10 protein-coding genes and 2 pseudogenes are annotated in these 15,072 nt (G+C 67.6%); 4 read left to right on the top strand and 8 right to left on the bottom strand.

Annotated features, from left to right (window positions below):
• Nucleotides 1–133: 133 nt before the first annotated feature.
• Nucleotides 134–1,312, bottom strand: a complete 1,179-nt coding sequence (locus ACQEV8_RS02100; protein ID WP_432956826.1) for an alpha/beta hydrolase family protein — start codon at nt 1,310–1,312, stop codon at nt 134–136.
• A 563-nt stretch (nt 1,313–1,875) separates the two neighbouring features.
• Nucleotides 1,876–2,487, bottom strand: a complete 612-nt coding sequence (locus tag ACQEV8_RS02095) for a TetR/AcrR family transcriptional regulator (RefSeq protein ID WP_432956824.1) — start codon at nt 2,485–2,487, stop codon at nt 1,876–1,878.
• Nucleotides 2,488–2,787: 300 nt separating this feature from the next.
• On the opposite strand from ACQEV8_RS02095, the gene ACQEV8_RS02090 reads away from it, so the two are divergent.
• Nucleotides 2,788–3,348: a hypothetical protein gene (locus tag ACQEV8_RS02090; RefSeq protein ID WP_432956822.1), complete on the top strand. Its 561-nt coding sequence runs from the start codon at nt 2,788–2,790 to the stop codon at nt 3,346–3,348.
• 27 nt (nt 3,349–3,375) lie between these two features.
• A complete protein-coding gene (locus ACQEV8_RS02085; protein ID WP_432956820.1) occupies nt 3,376–4,986 on the top strand; it encodes an alpha/beta hydrolase in 1,611 nt (536 codons plus the stop codon).
• A 480-nt stretch (nt 4,987–5,466) separates the two neighbouring features.
• Here the strand turns inward: ACQEV8_RS02085 and ACQEV8_RS02080 are convergent.
• Nucleotides 5,467–5,812 (bottom strand): annotated as a pseudogene (locus tag ACQEV8_RS02080) (helix-turn-helix domain-containing protein); the annotation flags it as partial.
• Between the two features lie 74 nt (nt 5,813–5,886).
• Entirely contained in the window at nt 5,887–6,432 is a 546-nt protein-coding gene (locus ACQEV8_RS02075) for a GrpB family protein (RefSeq protein WP_432956819.1), read from the bottom strand.
• Nucleotides 6,433–6,968: 536 nt separating this feature from the next.
• Between ACQEV8_RS02075 and ACQEV8_RS02070 the strand changes: the two genes are divergently transcribed.
• The gene (locus ACQEV8_RS02070; protein ID WP_432956817.1) at nt 6,969–7,487 is read left to right on the top strand and encodes a hypothetical protein; all 519 of its coding nucleotides are present in this window, start codon (nt 6,969–6,971) and stop codon (nt 7,485–7,487) included.
• Nucleotides 7,488–7,628: 141 nt separating this feature from the next.
• Nucleotides 7,629–8,119 (top strand): annotated as a pseudogene (locus tag ACQEV8_RS02065) (hypothetical protein); the annotation flags it as partial.
• Between the two features lie 245 nt (nt 8,120–8,364).
• On the opposite strand, the gene ACQEV8_RS02060 reads toward ACQEV8_RS02065, so the two are convergent.
• The 4 genes from ACQEV8_RS02060 to ACQEV8_RS02045 form a co-directional block, all read right to left on the bottom strand.
• Nucleotides 8,365–8,892 carry a DapH/DapD/GlmU-related protein gene (locus ACQEV8_RS02060; protein WP_432972329.1) on the bottom strand — a complete coding sequence of 176 codons (528 nt, stop codon included), beginning with the start codon at nt 8,890–8,892 and terminating at the stop codon, nt 8,365–8,367.
• A gap of 429 nt (nt 8,893–9,321) precedes the next feature.
• A complete protein-coding gene (locus ACQEV8_RS02055) occupies nt 9,322–12,129 on the bottom strand; it encodes a family 78 glycoside hydrolase catalytic domain (protein WP_432956815.1) in 2,808 nt (935 codons plus the stop codon).
• Nucleotides 12,126–13,433 (bottom strand): MFS transporter, encoded by a 1,308-nt coding sequence (locus tag ACQEV8_RS02050; protein ID WP_432956813.1) that lies wholly within the window; start codon nt 13,431–13,433, stop codon nt 12,126–12,128. Before ACQEV8_RS02050 ends, ACQEV8_RS02055 begins: the two co-directional genes overlap by 4 nt.
• A gap of 174 nt (nt 13,434–13,607) precedes the next feature.
• Nucleotides 13,608–14,627 carry a LacI family DNA-binding transcriptional regulator gene (locus ACQEV8_RS02045; RefSeq protein ID WP_432972326.1) on the bottom strand — a complete coding sequence of 340 codons (1,020 nt, stop codon included), beginning with the start codon at nt 14,625–14,627 and terminating at the stop codon, nt 13,608–13,610.
• Between the last annotated feature and the right edge of the window lie 445 nt (nt 14,628–15,072).

The raw sequence follows: 15,072 nt of genomic DNA, 5'->3' as shown, positions 1-15,072 counted from the left end.
CGGTCGCCCGACTCGTTCATGCGAAGGAGGCCCCGCAGGCCCATCCGCCTGAGACCAAGGCCGGGGCCATACGTCGGGCCTTCGGCGGTGGACGGTAGCGGACTCGCGGGTAGTCGAATGGTGCCCTGTCGCCTCACGGCTGGAATGCGACCTCGGGGTGAGCGGCAGTCGGACCGGTGAGGATCGGCTGCGGTATGTCCCGCAGGTGAAGGTCGAAGAAGGCTGTCACGTAGTCGCGGGTTAGGTGCCAGCCTCGTTCCCCGGTGAGCGGCGCGGTGGGATCCGACAGGCCCAACTGGCCGGCAAGGTAGGGCAGGTCCGTGAAGGAGAAATGCTCGGCGCCGGTCACTGTCAGCCAGCGTTTCCAGCCGCTCAGGTGCGGCCATGCCTCAGGCCAGTCGGTTTTCTCGCTGCCGGGGCTGTGCGTGGACTCGGCACCGAGCATCATGAACGGGCGTCGGCCGAGCCCTGTGGCGGCAGGGTGCAGGAAGAAGTCGCCGTCCAGGTCGACTCCGGCACGCACGCGACGGTCGGTGGCCATGGTTGCCGCGGCGGCCGCGCCCCCGATCGAATGTCCCGCGATCCCGATCCGGCTCGCATCGATCGCGCGGGACAGCGCCCCGACCTTTCGGCCCTTCGTCAGCTCGTCGATCACGAAGGACATGTCCTTGGCCCGGCCGTGCGCCGCGGCTGCCTTCTCCTCACGCGTGTGGACCTGCGCGCAGGCCGCACAGGTCAGTATCCGGCCCCCGGGAAAGGCCGTACCAACGGATTCGTATGCGTGGTCCACGGAGGCAACGACGTAGCCGCGACTGGCGAGATCCTCGGCGAGTGACGTGAGTGTGGTGCGCGGCATCGAGAATCCCGGAACAAGCAGCACCAAGGGGAAGCGCCCCGGCGCCGGGAGAACACCTTCCCGGGCGGGCGTACGCGCCCCTGCGATCGTTGCGGCAGGCACCACGCCGCCGAGACCTCTGGCCTCCAGCAGGAGCTGGGCCTCGTCATCGGTCATGTATGCCGCTGGTGAACCGCTCGTGCCACGTGCTGGGTAGGACACCGACACCATCAGCTCCCGGTTGCCCGCCCTTGGCACCCACGGGTCAGTGCGGTGCCTGTCGACCAAGTGCAGGGCGCGGCGTCCCACCGTGTACGGGCCGGCGGGAAGTGGCAACGCCGGCCCGCTGGTGTACGGAACCCGGGAGGGATTCTGCGCGCCCTGGGCAATGGCGGGGGGTGCGGTGTCAAGGAGCGGGGCGGAAAGGGCGAGGGTGAGCAGACTGGCTGCAATGGCTCTGCGACGTCCGGTGGTCATACAGCCGACGCTAGACCTCCGGTGTCCCCCAACTCGTCCGTCTACAAGCTTACTTGGGCGTACCTCTGTGGTCGGATCTCGTCGGGCCGGGTTTCCCGACAGTGTGAGAGCGGAGCGGCGCGATCAGCTTCGGCCGGTCACTGAGGCTCCTCCAATTTGAAGCCGCAGGGCAAAGGGCTGGTGTGAACGGTCCTGGACAGCTGGGCGACCTACTGGCTCGGCGAGATCGCCGAAGCCATCGACGACCGCGGTGGGTGGAGAGCTTCGTACGAGCTGTCCACGGCCACGCTCGGCAGCGCAATCAGCCCTCCACCACGACCGAGGAGGTTCGCCGAGCCCTGGCGTTGGCCACCGAGTTCACCTTTCAGGCACGGCCCAAGATCCCCGAGCAGATCCCGCGTTCCCAGTCTGGGAACTCAGGGCGGCGGCGCGAGCGCCGACGAACATTGCAGTGGCCAGCCGGCCCACTGACCCGACCCGAGCATTCCTTCACCCACGAGCCGCATTTCGTCGGTCCCCCCCAACGCCGGGTGGAACCGGTGCAGAGGGGTGGTTGGTTCGGTTCACGGCCGAGTCGGCCCGGCGGGTGGTGCGGGGCTGGTGGAGAGGACATGGTCGACGGCGGCGTTGAGGGTCTCGGTCTCGGCGATAAGGACGGATTCGCGGGTGGGCAGGGCGCGTTCGACCGAGAGTCCGTTGAGGACGGTGAGAAGGAACCTGACGTTGCGGGTGTGGTCTCCCGGCGGCAGTGCGCCTTCCTCGGCGAGCACGGTCAGCCAGTGTTCGACCCTGCGCTCCGCCTCCCGCTCATGGCCGAGGTACGCGGCGCGTACCGGTTCGGTCGGCTCGGGTTCGATGAAGGTCCGATACATCGTGCCCCATGCGGTTCTCGCGTCCTCGTTGGTGCCGAGCGGTGCGAGAACCTGCCGCAGGCAGTTCAGCAGCCGTTCGCGGGGCGGCAGTGTCCGGTCCCGGATCGGGTCGCCGGGCAGCAGGTGTTCGTAGATCCGCGCGAGCAAGCTGTCCTGCAGGGCGCGCTGGGTGGGGAAGTGGAACCTCAGCGAGCCAGTGCTCACTCCCGCACGCGCCGCGACCGCTCGCACGCTCAGCTTCGCCGTCATGTCCTCGGCGATCATCTCCGCGGCGGCCTGGAGGATCTTCTCGCGTGTTTCCATGCTCCGCTCTCCTTTGCTTCTCCCAGCCCTCACACTGTACTAGCACGCCGTACTAGTACGGTGTGTTAGCGTTTCTCTAACACGCTGTACTAGTGGTGTTGCCGCTGATGTGCACAGGAGGGACGGAGCATGACCTGGAGGCAGTGGGCGGCATCGAAGCGCCTCAAGCCGGGAGACGGCAGGGAGCTCCAGCGGTTCCGCTGGTGGCAGCTCCCCCTGCGCTCCCTGTTCTGGCTACGGCTTCCCGGGGCCGGTGGGCAATCCCGCCTGCACGCCGTCGACGTACGGCACTGGGCGCGGTTGGACAACAGCAGGATCCGGGCGCATCTGTTCCTGGACGGCAGGCACGTGGCCGAGTCGAAACTGCCCGCGGTCTTCCCTGTCGACGGGGGTGTCATCGAAGTGGCGATGAGCAACTGCGGCATCAGGCGCTGTCACTACCGCCCCTTGGGCGGACAGCCGCGTCAGCTCACGCCCGACCCGGCCTCGGCGGAGGGGCGGCGGGCGCGCTTCGGCGCCCGACATCCGGGACTGAGCCGGGCGATCGGCATCGGATCGGTGTTGCTGCTTGTCATCGGTGTGGGCCTGAACCTGTTGCAGCTCGCTGAACCCGTCTCTCACATTCCTCCTGTCACGCAGCGGGTCGGGACGTTCGAATCGCCGGTACACCTGCCGATCTGGCTGAACCTCGTACTGGGGGCGGGGCCGTTCTGGCCGGCATGGAGCGCGCGCTCCGCCTGCGGTACTCCTCTCTGCTCGACGCGGCGGGTCGCTGATCCCCGAAGCGAGGAAGGCGCGACCACGTCAGCCCTCTTCGGCTGGCTTCCTACGCGACCGGCATGGCCCGGCTGCATGGAATGACATGAGTACGACGAAAGGGAAGTCATCATGATCCGTTTGAGGCCAAGGCCCGCCGCCCGGTACGGCGCGGCGTTCGCCGCAGCCCTCTTGGTCCTGACCGGGTGTTCGTCCGGCGTCTCCGGGCTGCGCAACACGTCCGCAGCGGGCGCGTCGGCCTCGGCTCCCTCCCCGGACCCGCTCACTTGGAGCGCGTGCGGGAAGAACCTTGAATGCGCCACGATCAAGGTGCCACAGGAATACACCGAGCCTGATGGCACGCAGATCCCGCTCGCGGTCATGCGACACCGGGCCACTGATCCCGACCACCGCATCGGCAGCCTGGTCTTCAACCCGGGCGGGCCCGGGGTTCCCGCCATCGAAACACTGCGTAATCTGCCCAAAACTTCCGGCACTCCTGGCGCCTTCTCGCCCGCGGTGCTCGCCAGATTCGACATCATCGCGATGGACCCGCGCGGCGTCGGCGGATCGCAGGCCGTTCGCTGCCTGACCGACAAGCAGCGAGCAGACGCCGCCGGCACCGCCTTCGACCCGGCCGTCCCCGGGGGCAAACCCCTGCCTCAGTTGCTGACCGATGCCGCCGCGTTCACCGACGGCTGTGTCAAACACCAGAGCAAAAGGTTCCTGGCCAGCCTGTCCACCGACAACGTGGCCCGCGACATCGACCAGGTTCGCTCCGCGCTGGGCGAGGACAAGATCACGTATTACGGCTTGTCCTACGGCACCGTGGTCGGCCCGATGTACGCCACCCTGTTCCCTCACCGCGTCCGCCAGATGGTGCTCGACGCGCCCGTCGACACCAATCTGTGGTTCGGCAAGTCCCTTCCCTTCCTCAACGACGTCGCCGTGGCGAGCGAACGGACGCTCAACGCCTGGTTCAAGACCTGCCGCGCCGAAGGGACCGCAGTGTGCCCGTTCGGCGCGGAAGACCCGCAGGCGGCGTTCGACACACTGATCGACACGCTGGAAGTGAAGCCGCTGAAAATCGCACCCGTCAAGGGCGCCACCCCGGGCGGCCAACTCGACGGCGCCATGGCCCTTGAGGCCACCCGGGCCCTGGCCGGCGACCAGAACACCTGGCCGTTGCTGACCTCGGCTCTGCTTGCCGCACAGGACGGCAACGGTGCTCCCCTGTACACCTTGTGGAGCAGCGTCACGGTATCTCCCTTCCCTGTCCCTACCGCGATGTTCGAAGCCCACACCGCGGTACGCTGCGCCGACTGGCAGACCCCGGCCGGCATCGCCGCGCACAAGACCGCAGCCACCAAGGCCGTCGCTGAGGCCAAGCGCGTCGGGACACGGGCCGCCTACTCCGCCCTGAACTGCGCTCGGTGGCCCGCGCCGAACAAGGACCGCGTCACCAAGCCGCTCACAGGCGCTGGTACGCCGCCGGCACTGGTGGTCGCAGGCCGGCTGGACCCCGTCACCCCCCACCACTGGGCCGAGAACATGACCCGAACCCTGGACTCTGCGGTCCTGCTCACGCGTGAAGGAGTGGGACACGGCTCCTACGGCACCAACGCGTGTGTCAATAGCGCAGTTGACGCCGCCCTCATCCACGGCACCCACCCCGCCGACGGCACCGTGTGCAAGACGGACACGCCCGCCACCACCCGCCCCCTCGTCCTCGCGAACCGTTGAGTCACAGCCGGTCCTCACCCTGATAGGGCTGTCTGGAATTTTCAGAGGGCCCCATCAACCCGCGTACGCGTACCCACGGCATGACCGTTGAGCTTGCAGAAAGACACGCTCGCGGGCTTCGTGACATGCAAGGCAGCGGCTGGGACGGCCAGTTCAGGGCCATGATTTCACGCTGTCGCGGTGAACTGAGGGCGCCGCAGGCACGGGCAGGCAGTACCTCTACCGGGTCTGCCGCAAGGAAACGGACACACCCAACCGAACTGCATACCTCATCGCGCGGACTGGCCCAACAGACGATCTACTCCTCAAGCAGGCGCCCCCTACTGGCGTGAGCACCCCGGAGGCCGGTCACAACAGCGCTTTGACCTGCTAATTCAAGATGGCTGAGGCTCACCGCTGTGAACTGAGGCTTGGCCCCCACGCCGCGTGGGAGGCTGCTCCACTGATGAACGATTGACGACCGGGTGCCGCTTTCCGTCGCACCGTCAGCGCCTTGCAGGCTGCTGTCCGGACGGCAGCGGCGAGATCCGGTGCGCGGGCCGCAAGGATCTCGACGGCTTCGGCCACGTACCAGTACGCCGTGGTGGTCCCGACGCCGAATCCGGCGGCGAGCTGGGCGTAGGTGTGCCCGCACCGCAGATGGGCCAGTACGAGCAGGGCCTGCCGGCCCTCTGGAAGCCGGCGCCACCGCGTCCCACGCTTGCGATTGCTGTCCGACCAACAGGTCGGACAGCAATCGCAGGGTCGAGGTGGCCAGATCGATACCCGATGGGTAACAAGCACACGAAGCTCCGGGCGGACAGGTTGCTCTTGGTCGACAACCCATCCACCAGGAGCTTCACCTCTTCCTTCACGCAGCGCGTGGCAACTCAGCCCGCACGCAGCCAGCTTGGCAAAGACTCAGTGCTTCTCCCACACGGGTACAGATGGCAGACCGAGTTGTGTGCGAGCACGGTTGGTGAGTTCCTGCACCAGCGCCGTCTTGGCTCGCGCATACTCACCTGGTCCTGTACCAGCGGCGACGATCGCCCGCTTGAGCGATGTGTATCTGGTCGCGTCCTCGGGATGGGCGCGCAGGTAGTCTCGGAAGATCCGCTGGTTCCGGGTAGGCCAACTCGCCAGGGTCACCACGTGCAGGATATGGCTGCGGACCCCGTCATCTGCGCGGACGTACAGCAGCCGGTCAGTCATCCCGTTGTCGTGCGGGTGAAAGCCGAGGTCGGCGAGTGCTGCCTGGTGGGGTGTAGCGTGCGTGAGGTCGTAGACAGCAGCCATCAGGTCGATGACGGGCTTGGCCGCCAGTCCCGGGACAGCCGTCGAGCCGATGTGCTCGATCTCCACGAACAGCCCAGGCGCCGCTGCTCGGAGAGCATCGATGGCGATAGCGGCCTGCCGGGGCCAGCTCGGGTCATAGTCGACTACGTGGATGCCGCTGGGCTCTGACACGGCCGTCATCCTGGTCAACGCAGGCTGCGATGTCCATCGGAATTCTGCCCAGCCACCAAGCCCGCCCTCACATCCGAGGTTGGAAAAGGCTCACTGTTTCAGTATCTGGGTCGCCGCTGGCCGGATCGGAGTCTCGGATCTGACGGTGCGGGAAAACGTGCGGATGCTCTGCTCGTTGTGGGCAGTGGGCAATCCAAGGGCCCGTCCGACGGATTTTTCCTACGGCAGGAACGATGCGAAAGTGACTGTCGATGTCGCGGTCTTGAGCCGGTTGACGCAACGCTCCACGATGCTGCGCCTGCGGTAGGCCTGGCGGCCGGATGTCGGGGCCCTCGGTGTCCACTCGCTCTGGCGCTACGAGCCCGTAGCAGTGGCTGAATGTGATGATCGGAATGGCTTTATGCAGTCCATGCCGTGCGGGGGATGGCGTTACAGCCGAGTCACGAAAATTCCGTGATGGAATCCGAAGGATTCCTGCGCCATCGTGCTACTCCCGCAGCGAGGGAGGGAACTTGCCAAACTCAGGCTCCAACTGGATGGAACAGCATCCCGTCTTGTTGGCCACCGTTACGACGGTCGTTGGATCATTGATCACGGGCGGTGCTATGTATGCGGCCCAGAGCGGCAATCGTGCCACGGACCGCCAAAACGCAGTCCAAGCGACCACAAAGCCGACGGGGAAGATCACAACTCCTGGCATCCTCAAAGCCGGTGACAAATTCCGTCTGAGCGGGTGGATCAAGGACGTGCCCGAAGGGTATGCACTCTGGGCATTCAGTGAACAGGTGTCAAGTGGCAAGCTCTGGCCGCAGTATCAGCCGTGCAGAATCGATGACGTCAGCGGAGCTTGGACGTGTCCTGACCTCCGTGTCGACGGCATTGGTGACGTCGGCCAGGACTGGCAGGTACGAGTCGCACTCGTGACGGCTCAGAACGCGGTTGACATCAAGGCCTACGCGATTGCGAAGGAGTACAAGGACGAACAGCGGGACGGCTTTGCCGGCCTTCCTGACGGCGCCATTCCGATTCACGAAGAGAAGGTGCTCGAAGAATAGGCTGAGCGCCCTCAGGCTGAGGTCGGCCGTTCGACGCTGCATACGGCTTCGCGCGTTGGACTTGACCAGCTGAACACCGGTGCCTCCGAAGCTGGTTGAGGCGGCCAGGGGTTGTCAGTGGCTGGTGGCAGGATCACCGGCATGGGTTTCGTACGTACTACTTCGCCGCGGCCCGTGGACGTGACCGCGGTCTTTCCTGAGCTGGCGCCCTTGGCGCGTCCTGCGATTCGGCTGCACCCTCGTCCCGGGTCGCCTTCGGTCGGGGAGAGCTCGGTAGGGGGGCGTTGCTGTGGCCGGCTCAGGAGCCGTGGCCGCACTGCGAAAGCTCGCACCTGCACGTGGACAGTGGGTTCCGCCAGCCGCCGGCGGAAGTGCGACTCATGAGGCGCATGCGGGCCCGGTGGCATGGTGATCACGGTGGTCCTGGGATAACGCCCGAGGAGGAGGCGATCAAAGAGCGGAACGCCGCGATGCTCGCGGAGCGACTTGACGCCGGCCCTCCGTTCCCCGCGGACTGCCCGGTCCCCATGCTGCCCGTGGCCCAGCCGTATCTGCGCGACATACCTTTGCTGCGGCCGCCCGGCCAGGCCGATCTGCTCCAGGCTCTCCGGTGTCCCTACGACCACGAACCGGTTGGAAGAAGTGCCGCCGCGTCAGGGTGTGTGACAAGCCGTTAGCCTCACTGATGCCGGCCGCACTGCTTCGACCAGCCCGCATCTTGCCGCACTCGACCCGCCGCACGCGCTGGTTGAGACGACCAGTACTGAAGGGCAGCAGAGGTCGGATGCGTTCCCACTGACGGTCGGTCAGCCGGGCGTGACGAGGCATCAGCAGACTGCAGAGGTGCTGCGCACCCGGGCCGGCAGCCCGGCCGGGCTCAATCGATGGTCTTGATCACCCGGGCGGGCACTCCTGCAACCACGGTGCCGGCGGGAACATCACGAGTGACCACCGCACCCGCAGCGACCACCGCACCGGCACCAATGGTCGCCCCTTGCGTGATCACGGCAGCCGTCCCGATCCAGACGTCGTCCTCGATGACGATCGGGGCGAAGGAGAGGTACTTGCGACGCTCGGCCAGGGGCAGTGGATGGCCTCCGGTGATGAGGCTGACCTTCGGGGCGATCATGACGCCGTTGCCGATACGGATGCCCCCCTTGTCCATGAAGGTGCATCCCTGGTTGACGAAGACGTTCTCCCCGAACGTCGTGTTGAGCCCGTACTCGGTGAAGAACGGCGGGTAGATCATCACCGACTCCGGCAGCGGGCCACCGAACACAACAGAAAGTAGTTCCGTGCGACCTTCGCTGTCGCTGAACGGAAGCACGTTCAGTCGAGACGTCGCATCGGTCACCTCCACGATCCGCTCGGCATGACGCTCGAACTCAGGCGTCTGGACATACATGACCTGCTCTGTGCGGGTAGACATGCGCTCATCCCACCACCGCGCAGAACCCTCGATCAAACAACCCTGCACCACAGCAGACACAACCAATGGTTGTGGAAGAAGTGAAAGCCTTGATCAGGCCGTGCGCCCCGGCAGCCGTCCCTTGCGCGTCGATGTCGAGAACGGCGCCCAGGTGTTGCGCGAAGGGACCGTCGACGCGTCTTTTTGTGCCCTGCAGGCAGACCAGGTTCCGGCCGGGATCAGCCCAACGACTCCTGGACGCACCCCTGGAGCATCTGCGCACCGCAGGTCCGCGAACCCGCACGACTCGTGCCGCCAGCACCAGACCCCTCCACGAGCCGCGGCCAACCGTGCACGAGGTCGTTGGGGCCGAGAGCCTCCCCCCGTCGGCCGTTCACGGTGGCCGACGGGGGTACGTTCAGTGGATCACCGGTCGAGGGCCGGCAGGTCGGCGAGGGCCTTCTCCACCGCCATGAGGACGGGCAACGGCGCTTTGTCCAGAGGTTCACGCAGTTCCCGGCCCCGCCACCACCGCGTCGTACGGCGAAACGCCTCAGCGCGCTCCTCGTCGATCCCGCGGACGGCGTCCAGCACGGCCTGATACGCCGCCCGGTCGTCGATGACGGTGTCCAGGCCGCTGCCGAGATTCAGCCGACCGCGCGGTGTCGAGGACCGGGGGTGGTGCTCGACCCAGGTGTATGCACCACTGCCCACCGCGTGGCGTGCCCCGGAGGGCAGTTCGACCACGGCCCGCGCGTTCGGAGGGACCCGGGCGTGGAAAAACACCTCGTCGCCGTCGCGCCGCCATCCCGCTTCCGCGGGTCCGTACGGTGTCTCGTGCCGGGCCGAGGCGTCGTCCAGGTCGTCGAGCAGGGTCGGTGCGATGCGGATGACCCGGTAGGCCGGTTCCAGCGGTGCGAGTCCGGCGACGTCGCGGTGCAGCCAGTCGGCCACCGCTCCCAGGGCGTAGTGGTTGAAGGACGTCATCTGGCCCGGGTTGATCGAGCCGTCCTCCAGCATGGAGTCCCACCGTTCCCACACCGTGGTCGCACCCATCGTGACGGGATACAGCCATGAGGGGCATTCCGTCTGAGTCAACAGGCGTGAGGCGGAGGCGGCATGGCCCGTCGCCGTCAGGGCCTCACAGATGATCGGGGTCCCGACGAAACCGGTCGCGATGCGGTAGCCGGCGGCGCGGACCAGGTCGCGCAGACGGTCGCCCACGGCTTGCCGCCGCTCGCCGTGGACGAGACGGAAGACGATCGCCAGTGCGTACGCGGTGGGGGAATCGGACATCATGCGCCCGCGCGGCGTGACGTAGGCGCCGCGAAAGGCCTCGGCGACCTGCTCCGCCAGATCGCCGTAGTGACGAGCATCCGCTTCCCGGCCGAGGAGAGCGGCGGTCCGGGCGGTCAGCTGTGCCGAGCGGTGGAAGTACGCGGTGGCCACGATGCCCGCGTCGGTCTTGGCGTCGCCAGGCCGCTCGGGCGGCGCGTCGGGGTCGAGCCAGTCGCCGAACTGCAGCCCTTCCTCCCACAGCAGAGCACTGCCCGACCGGTCGTGGACCACGTCCACCCAGGCCGCCATGGACGCGTAACAGTCCCTGAGCGTCGCGTGGTCCGCGAAGCGCTCCCACAGCACGGCCGGTACGACGGTGATGGCGTCTCCCCAGGCGGCGACCGGTTTGAGGAGTCCGGGTACTTGTGGGATCACCGCCGGCACGACCATCGGCACGACCCCGTCCGCGGCACGCTGTTCGAGCCGGACATCCTCCAGCCAGGACCGGAGGAAGGAGTCGCAGTCGTAGAGGAAGGCGGCGGCCGGGGCGAAGATCTGCATGTCCCCGGTCCAGCCGAGGCGTTCGTCGCGCTGCGGGCAATCGGTGGGGATGGAGAGGAAATTGCCGCGCATGCCCCACACGACGTTGTCGTGGAAACGTTGCAGCAGCGGGTGGGAGGTGGTGAAGTCACCGGTCCGGGCCATGTCGGTGTGCAACACGGCTGCCGTGACGTCCTCGGGTGCGAACGGTCCCGGCCAGTTGTCGACTTCGGCGTAGCGGAAACCGTGGAAGGTCCACTTGGGTTCCCAGATCTCCTCCCCGTCGCCGCTCAGGGTGTACCGGTCGGTCGCGGCGGCGTTGCGGAGGGGCCGGGTTCCGAGTTCTCCGTGTTCCAGGACTTCGGCGTGGCGCAGGGTGATGGTGTGGCCCGCTTCCCCGGTGACCCGGATCCGGAGCCGGCCGACGAGGTTCTGGCCGAAGTCGAGGATGGTCCTGCCGCTCGGTGAGGTCAGGACCCGTTCGACGGGGCGGTGCTCCGTCACGCGAACCGGCGGTGCCGAGCGAGGAGTCGGCGTCGCCCCGGGGACGCCGGGGAGCCCGACGCGGCTCCAGTGCGAGTCGTCGAACACCGGGCCGGACCAGCCGGGGACGGCCAGGCGGGCGTCGTAGGTCTCGCCCTGGTACAGGCTCGCCGACACCACGGGAGCACGTGTCCAGCGCCATCGTTCGTCGGTGATCACCGTGTCCACGCCGCCGTCCTCGTACTCGAGCGTGAGTTGTGCGGCGGCGGCCGGCGGTCCTTCGTAGAAGCGCTCTGCGGCATCGCGGAACCCGAAACGCTCGGTGTACCAGCCGCCGGTCAGGGTGAGGCCGAGGGCATTGCGGCCGGAGCGGATGAGTGTCGTGACGTCCGCGACGTCGAGGTGGACGCGCCATTGGTAACTGCTCCAGCCGGGCTTGAGCTCGGCGTCGTCCACCGGTGCGCCGTTGACACGGAGGTCGTAGGCGCCGAACGCAGTGGAGTGCAGCAGGGCGCGGTGGACCGGACGGGGCACCTCGAAGGTGACGCGCAGGAGATGCGGCTCGTCGGAGCCTGAGCCGATGAAGCGGGCGCGCCACTGATCGGGGGCCAGGAATCCGGCGGTCACTTCACGGTCCGCGCTCCACTCGGAGACGGAGCCGTCCTTGCCGTGCACCCGCACGCGGACGAGGGCCGTCTCGAGCGGCCGCAGTGGCGCGAAGGGCCAGTCGACCAGCACGGACTCGGGCCCGTCGACCCGCGCCGTGGAGGTCTTGCCGTCGCGGGTGACCGCGATGTCGGCGGCGGCCTGTACCCATGAGGGCAGTTCCGTCGTGGTCTTCCAGGACAGCGAGGGGCGGGAGTCGGGGACGAACGGGTCGTCGCTGTGGCCGATGCGAGGGGCGCCGGCCTGCACCTGAGCGGCGTGGGTCATCGGGCCTCTCCTGCGGCAGTCGCGGTGAGGGCGCTGGTCGTGGCCGTCGTCCCGGCCGGCGGCCGCTGGACGCGCCGGATGATCAGCATGCCGATCCCGCCGGAGACCAGGGCGAAGAAGGTCAGCAGGATGTAGAGGCCCGACGGGCTCCAGTCGATCAGTGCCGGAGTGACGAGAGCGAATCCCGACGCGGCGAAGCGGGCGACCGCCATGGTGGCCCCCTGCACCGTGGCGCGTGCGTTCACCGGGAACGACTCCTGAGTCCAGATCTTGTACAGCGCCTCTCCGACGAACGGGAAGCCGATGTTGTACAGCACCAGCGCGACGATCATGACCGGCAGGACGACGCCGCCGGTGACGGCGATGAGCAGCTGGCACGACGTGAAGATCACGACCCCTGCCGCGAAGAAGCGGCTGCGCCACCTGGTGTCGGCGATGCGGGTGAAGACGACCGTGCCGGCCAGGCCGATCAGGGTGGTGACGAAGGACAGGGCGGTCGCGAAGGTCTGGGAGCTGCCACCCACCTCGACCAGGAAGTAGGTCTTGAACGAGCCGAAGGTGTTGGCCACCAGGGTGAAGAACAGGTAGAAGAGCGCGGTCAGCAGCATCATGGCGGCCAGGGAGCGGTCGCGGAACAGAGCGCGCAGGGGCATCGCGCGGAAGGGGTCGACGCCCTCGGCGGTGTGCCGTGAGTCGGCTTCGGCCTCCAGCTGCCGGAACGGTGGGTAGAACGCGCGGAAGGCGAAGGTCGCCACGGCGAGCGCCGCGAGAGTGGCGAAGATCAGCCGGATACCGAACGTGCCGAGCGTGGAGACGGCGAAGCCCAGGGAGGTCGCGAAGACCACGCCGGCGGTCCACATCACGTGGGTGAAGGCGACGAGCCTGCCCTCGGCCCCGGCCGGTGCCCGCTCCGAGAGGACGGCGATGGAGGTCGGAAGGTCCGCTCCGGCGGCGATCCCGATCACGATGACGCCGACGACGAGCACTCCCTCGCCCGGTGCGAACGTCACAGCGAGGGCAGCCACCGCGTAGAGCAGGATCGTCAGGGAGAAGACCCGCCCGCGGCCGATGAGGTCGGCGAGGCGTCCTCCGGTCAGCGCCCCCACAGCGATGAACAGGGTCAGTGCCGATCCCAGGAGACCGACCATCCAGACGTCGAGGCCGAAGCTGTCCTTCCACAGGGCCAGCCCCAGACCGACCGAGATGATGGCGCCGGAGTCGAGGAACGAGGCCATTCCGGCGGCCACGGCCAGCATCCAGTGTCTGCGGTCGAGCTGCGGCGGCGTCGCCTTCATCTGCGCCATGAGGTGCTCCATTCTGCACGGAGGCAGGCCCGTGCCCTCCGGTGGTAATACGTTTTACCAAGTGGCGTACATGAGAGCACGGTGTTTCATGGGCCGGTCAAGGGATCGGACGGTAAAATAGTGAAACGATTTACCGGCTTGCGCGCTGGATTTGCCTTCGAAGGCGTCCAGGGTTCAGGCCCCGGCGGTGGAGGAGCGCACCACGAGCTCGGGTGAGAACTCGATCTGCGGCACCGTGCGCCCGGAGTCTGCTTTCCCGGGATCGCGCAGCGCGGCGATCTCGTCGATCAGCAGGTCGGCCGCGGCGGCGCCGAGCCGGGCGTGCGGAGTGCGCACCGAGGTCAGGGGTACGACCGTCGACTGGGCGAACTCGATGTCGTCGTAGCCCACCACGGCGATGTCCTCCGGTATGCGCACCCGGCCACCGGCCACGAAGGACTGGATGACGCCGATGGCCAGCAGGTCGTTGGCGCAGAACAGGGCGTCGGGGCGGTCGGCGGGGTCGCGTGCCGCGAGCCGGTCCGCGCAGGCGATGCCCGCCTCCACCGAGCGCTCCGGAACGGAGATGATCTCCAGGCTCGCGTCCGGCACGGTCTCGATCACCGACAGGGCGCCGCGCTGCCGGTCGGCGACCTGTCGCAGGTCCAGCGCGGACGCCACGAACCCGATCTTCCGCCGCCCCAGTTCGATCAGATGCCGGACCGCCAGCCGGCTGCCGGCGACATGGTCCGTCGAGACCGAGGCCTGCGCCGGGGAGTCCGCGCGGCGTGCGCTGAGCACACTGGCGATGCCGCGCCGGCGGAGCCGGTCGAGCTCCGGCTCGACATCGCCCACGGGTGAGATGATGATGCCGCCGACGCGCTGCTGTTCGAAGAGCTGCAGGTACTCACGCTCCCGCTGACGGGAACCGGTGTCGTTGGCCATCAACAGGTACATGCCGCGCGCGGAGACGCGCTGCTCGATGGCCGCCGCGATCTCCGGAGTCGTGGCACTGGCGAGTTCGAACGCGAGATAACCGATCACCGGACTGACCCCGGTGCGCAGCATGCGGGCCGCGTCGTTGGGTACGAACCCCAGCGCCTCCACCGCCTGCCGGATCCGCTCCCGAGTCGCCTCGGAGAGCTTGTGGGGCTTGTGGAAGTAGTTCGACACCGACGACTGGGACACCCGGGCGAGGTCGGCGACATCCCTGATGGTGACCTTGTTCAGGAGTCCTCCCAGACCCGTCCCTCAACTGGCGCCGCAGCTCAGCGGTATGGCCATGGTAATCCTGCCGACTTCGATCACCGCACGTGACCGAACGCGCAACCACATCTCAATTGACTGCAGAAATCGGGTATTGGCCGGCCAATGGGGCGCGCCTTCATCGACGGTTCGGTCTGCTGACCAGCTGAGGGGGCGGGGGCTGCCGGCGCCGGTTGTCAGGCCTCTGGGCCGCGGCGTGCTTGCGGGATCCCTCCCGGCGCCGAGTTCCGACGGCACTCGACGCCGAGCGGCGTGAGCAACGTTGCCCATTCCCATGTCCGAAGCATTGACACGGTCTCGCGGAGGGGTCAGGATCACGCCTGCACACATGGGATTGAATCGATTCAAGGCGTCTGTTCCACACCTCCGCGCCCGGCCGCTCCCCGCGGCACTC

This window comes from Streptomyces sp. CA-179760, assembly GCF_050937045.1.
In the GTDB taxonomy this organism is placed as follows: domain Bacteria; phylum Actinomycetota; class Actinomycetes; order Streptomycetales; family Streptomycetaceae; genus Streptomyces.
Note: the sequence above shows the minus strand (reverse complement) of the source record. Positions and strands in the feature narration are given on the sequence as shown.

Coding starts and splice junctions, on each gene's coding strand:
- ACQEV8_RS02060 (WP_432972329.1), bottom strand. CDS start 8,892: ATGTATGTCCAGACGCCTGAGTTCGAGCGTCATGCCGAGCGGATCGTG.
- ACQEV8_RS02085 (WP_432956820.1), top strand. CDS start 3,376: ATGATCCGTTTGAGGCCAAGGCCCGCCGCCCGGTACGGCGCGGCGTTC.
- ACQEV8_RS02055 (WP_432956815.1), bottom strand. CDS start 12,129: ATGACCCACGCCGCTCAGGTGCAGGCCGGCGCCCCTCGCATCGGCCAC.
- ACQEV8_RS02095 (WP_432956824.1), bottom strand. CDS start 2,487: ATGGAAACACGCGAGAAGATCCTCCAGGCCGCCGCGGAGATGATCGCC.
- ACQEV8_RS02070 (WP_432956817.1), top strand. CDS start 6,969: ATGGAACAGCATCCCGTCTTGTTGGCCACCGTTACGACGGTCGTTGGA.
- ACQEV8_RS02050 (WP_432956813.1), bottom strand. CDS start 13,433: ATGGCGCAGATGAAGGCGACGCCGCCGCAGCTCGACCGCAGACACTGG.
- ACQEV8_RS02100 (WP_432956826.1), bottom strand. CDS start 1,312: ATGACCACCGGACGTCGCAGAGCCATTGCAGCCAGTCTGCTCACCCTC.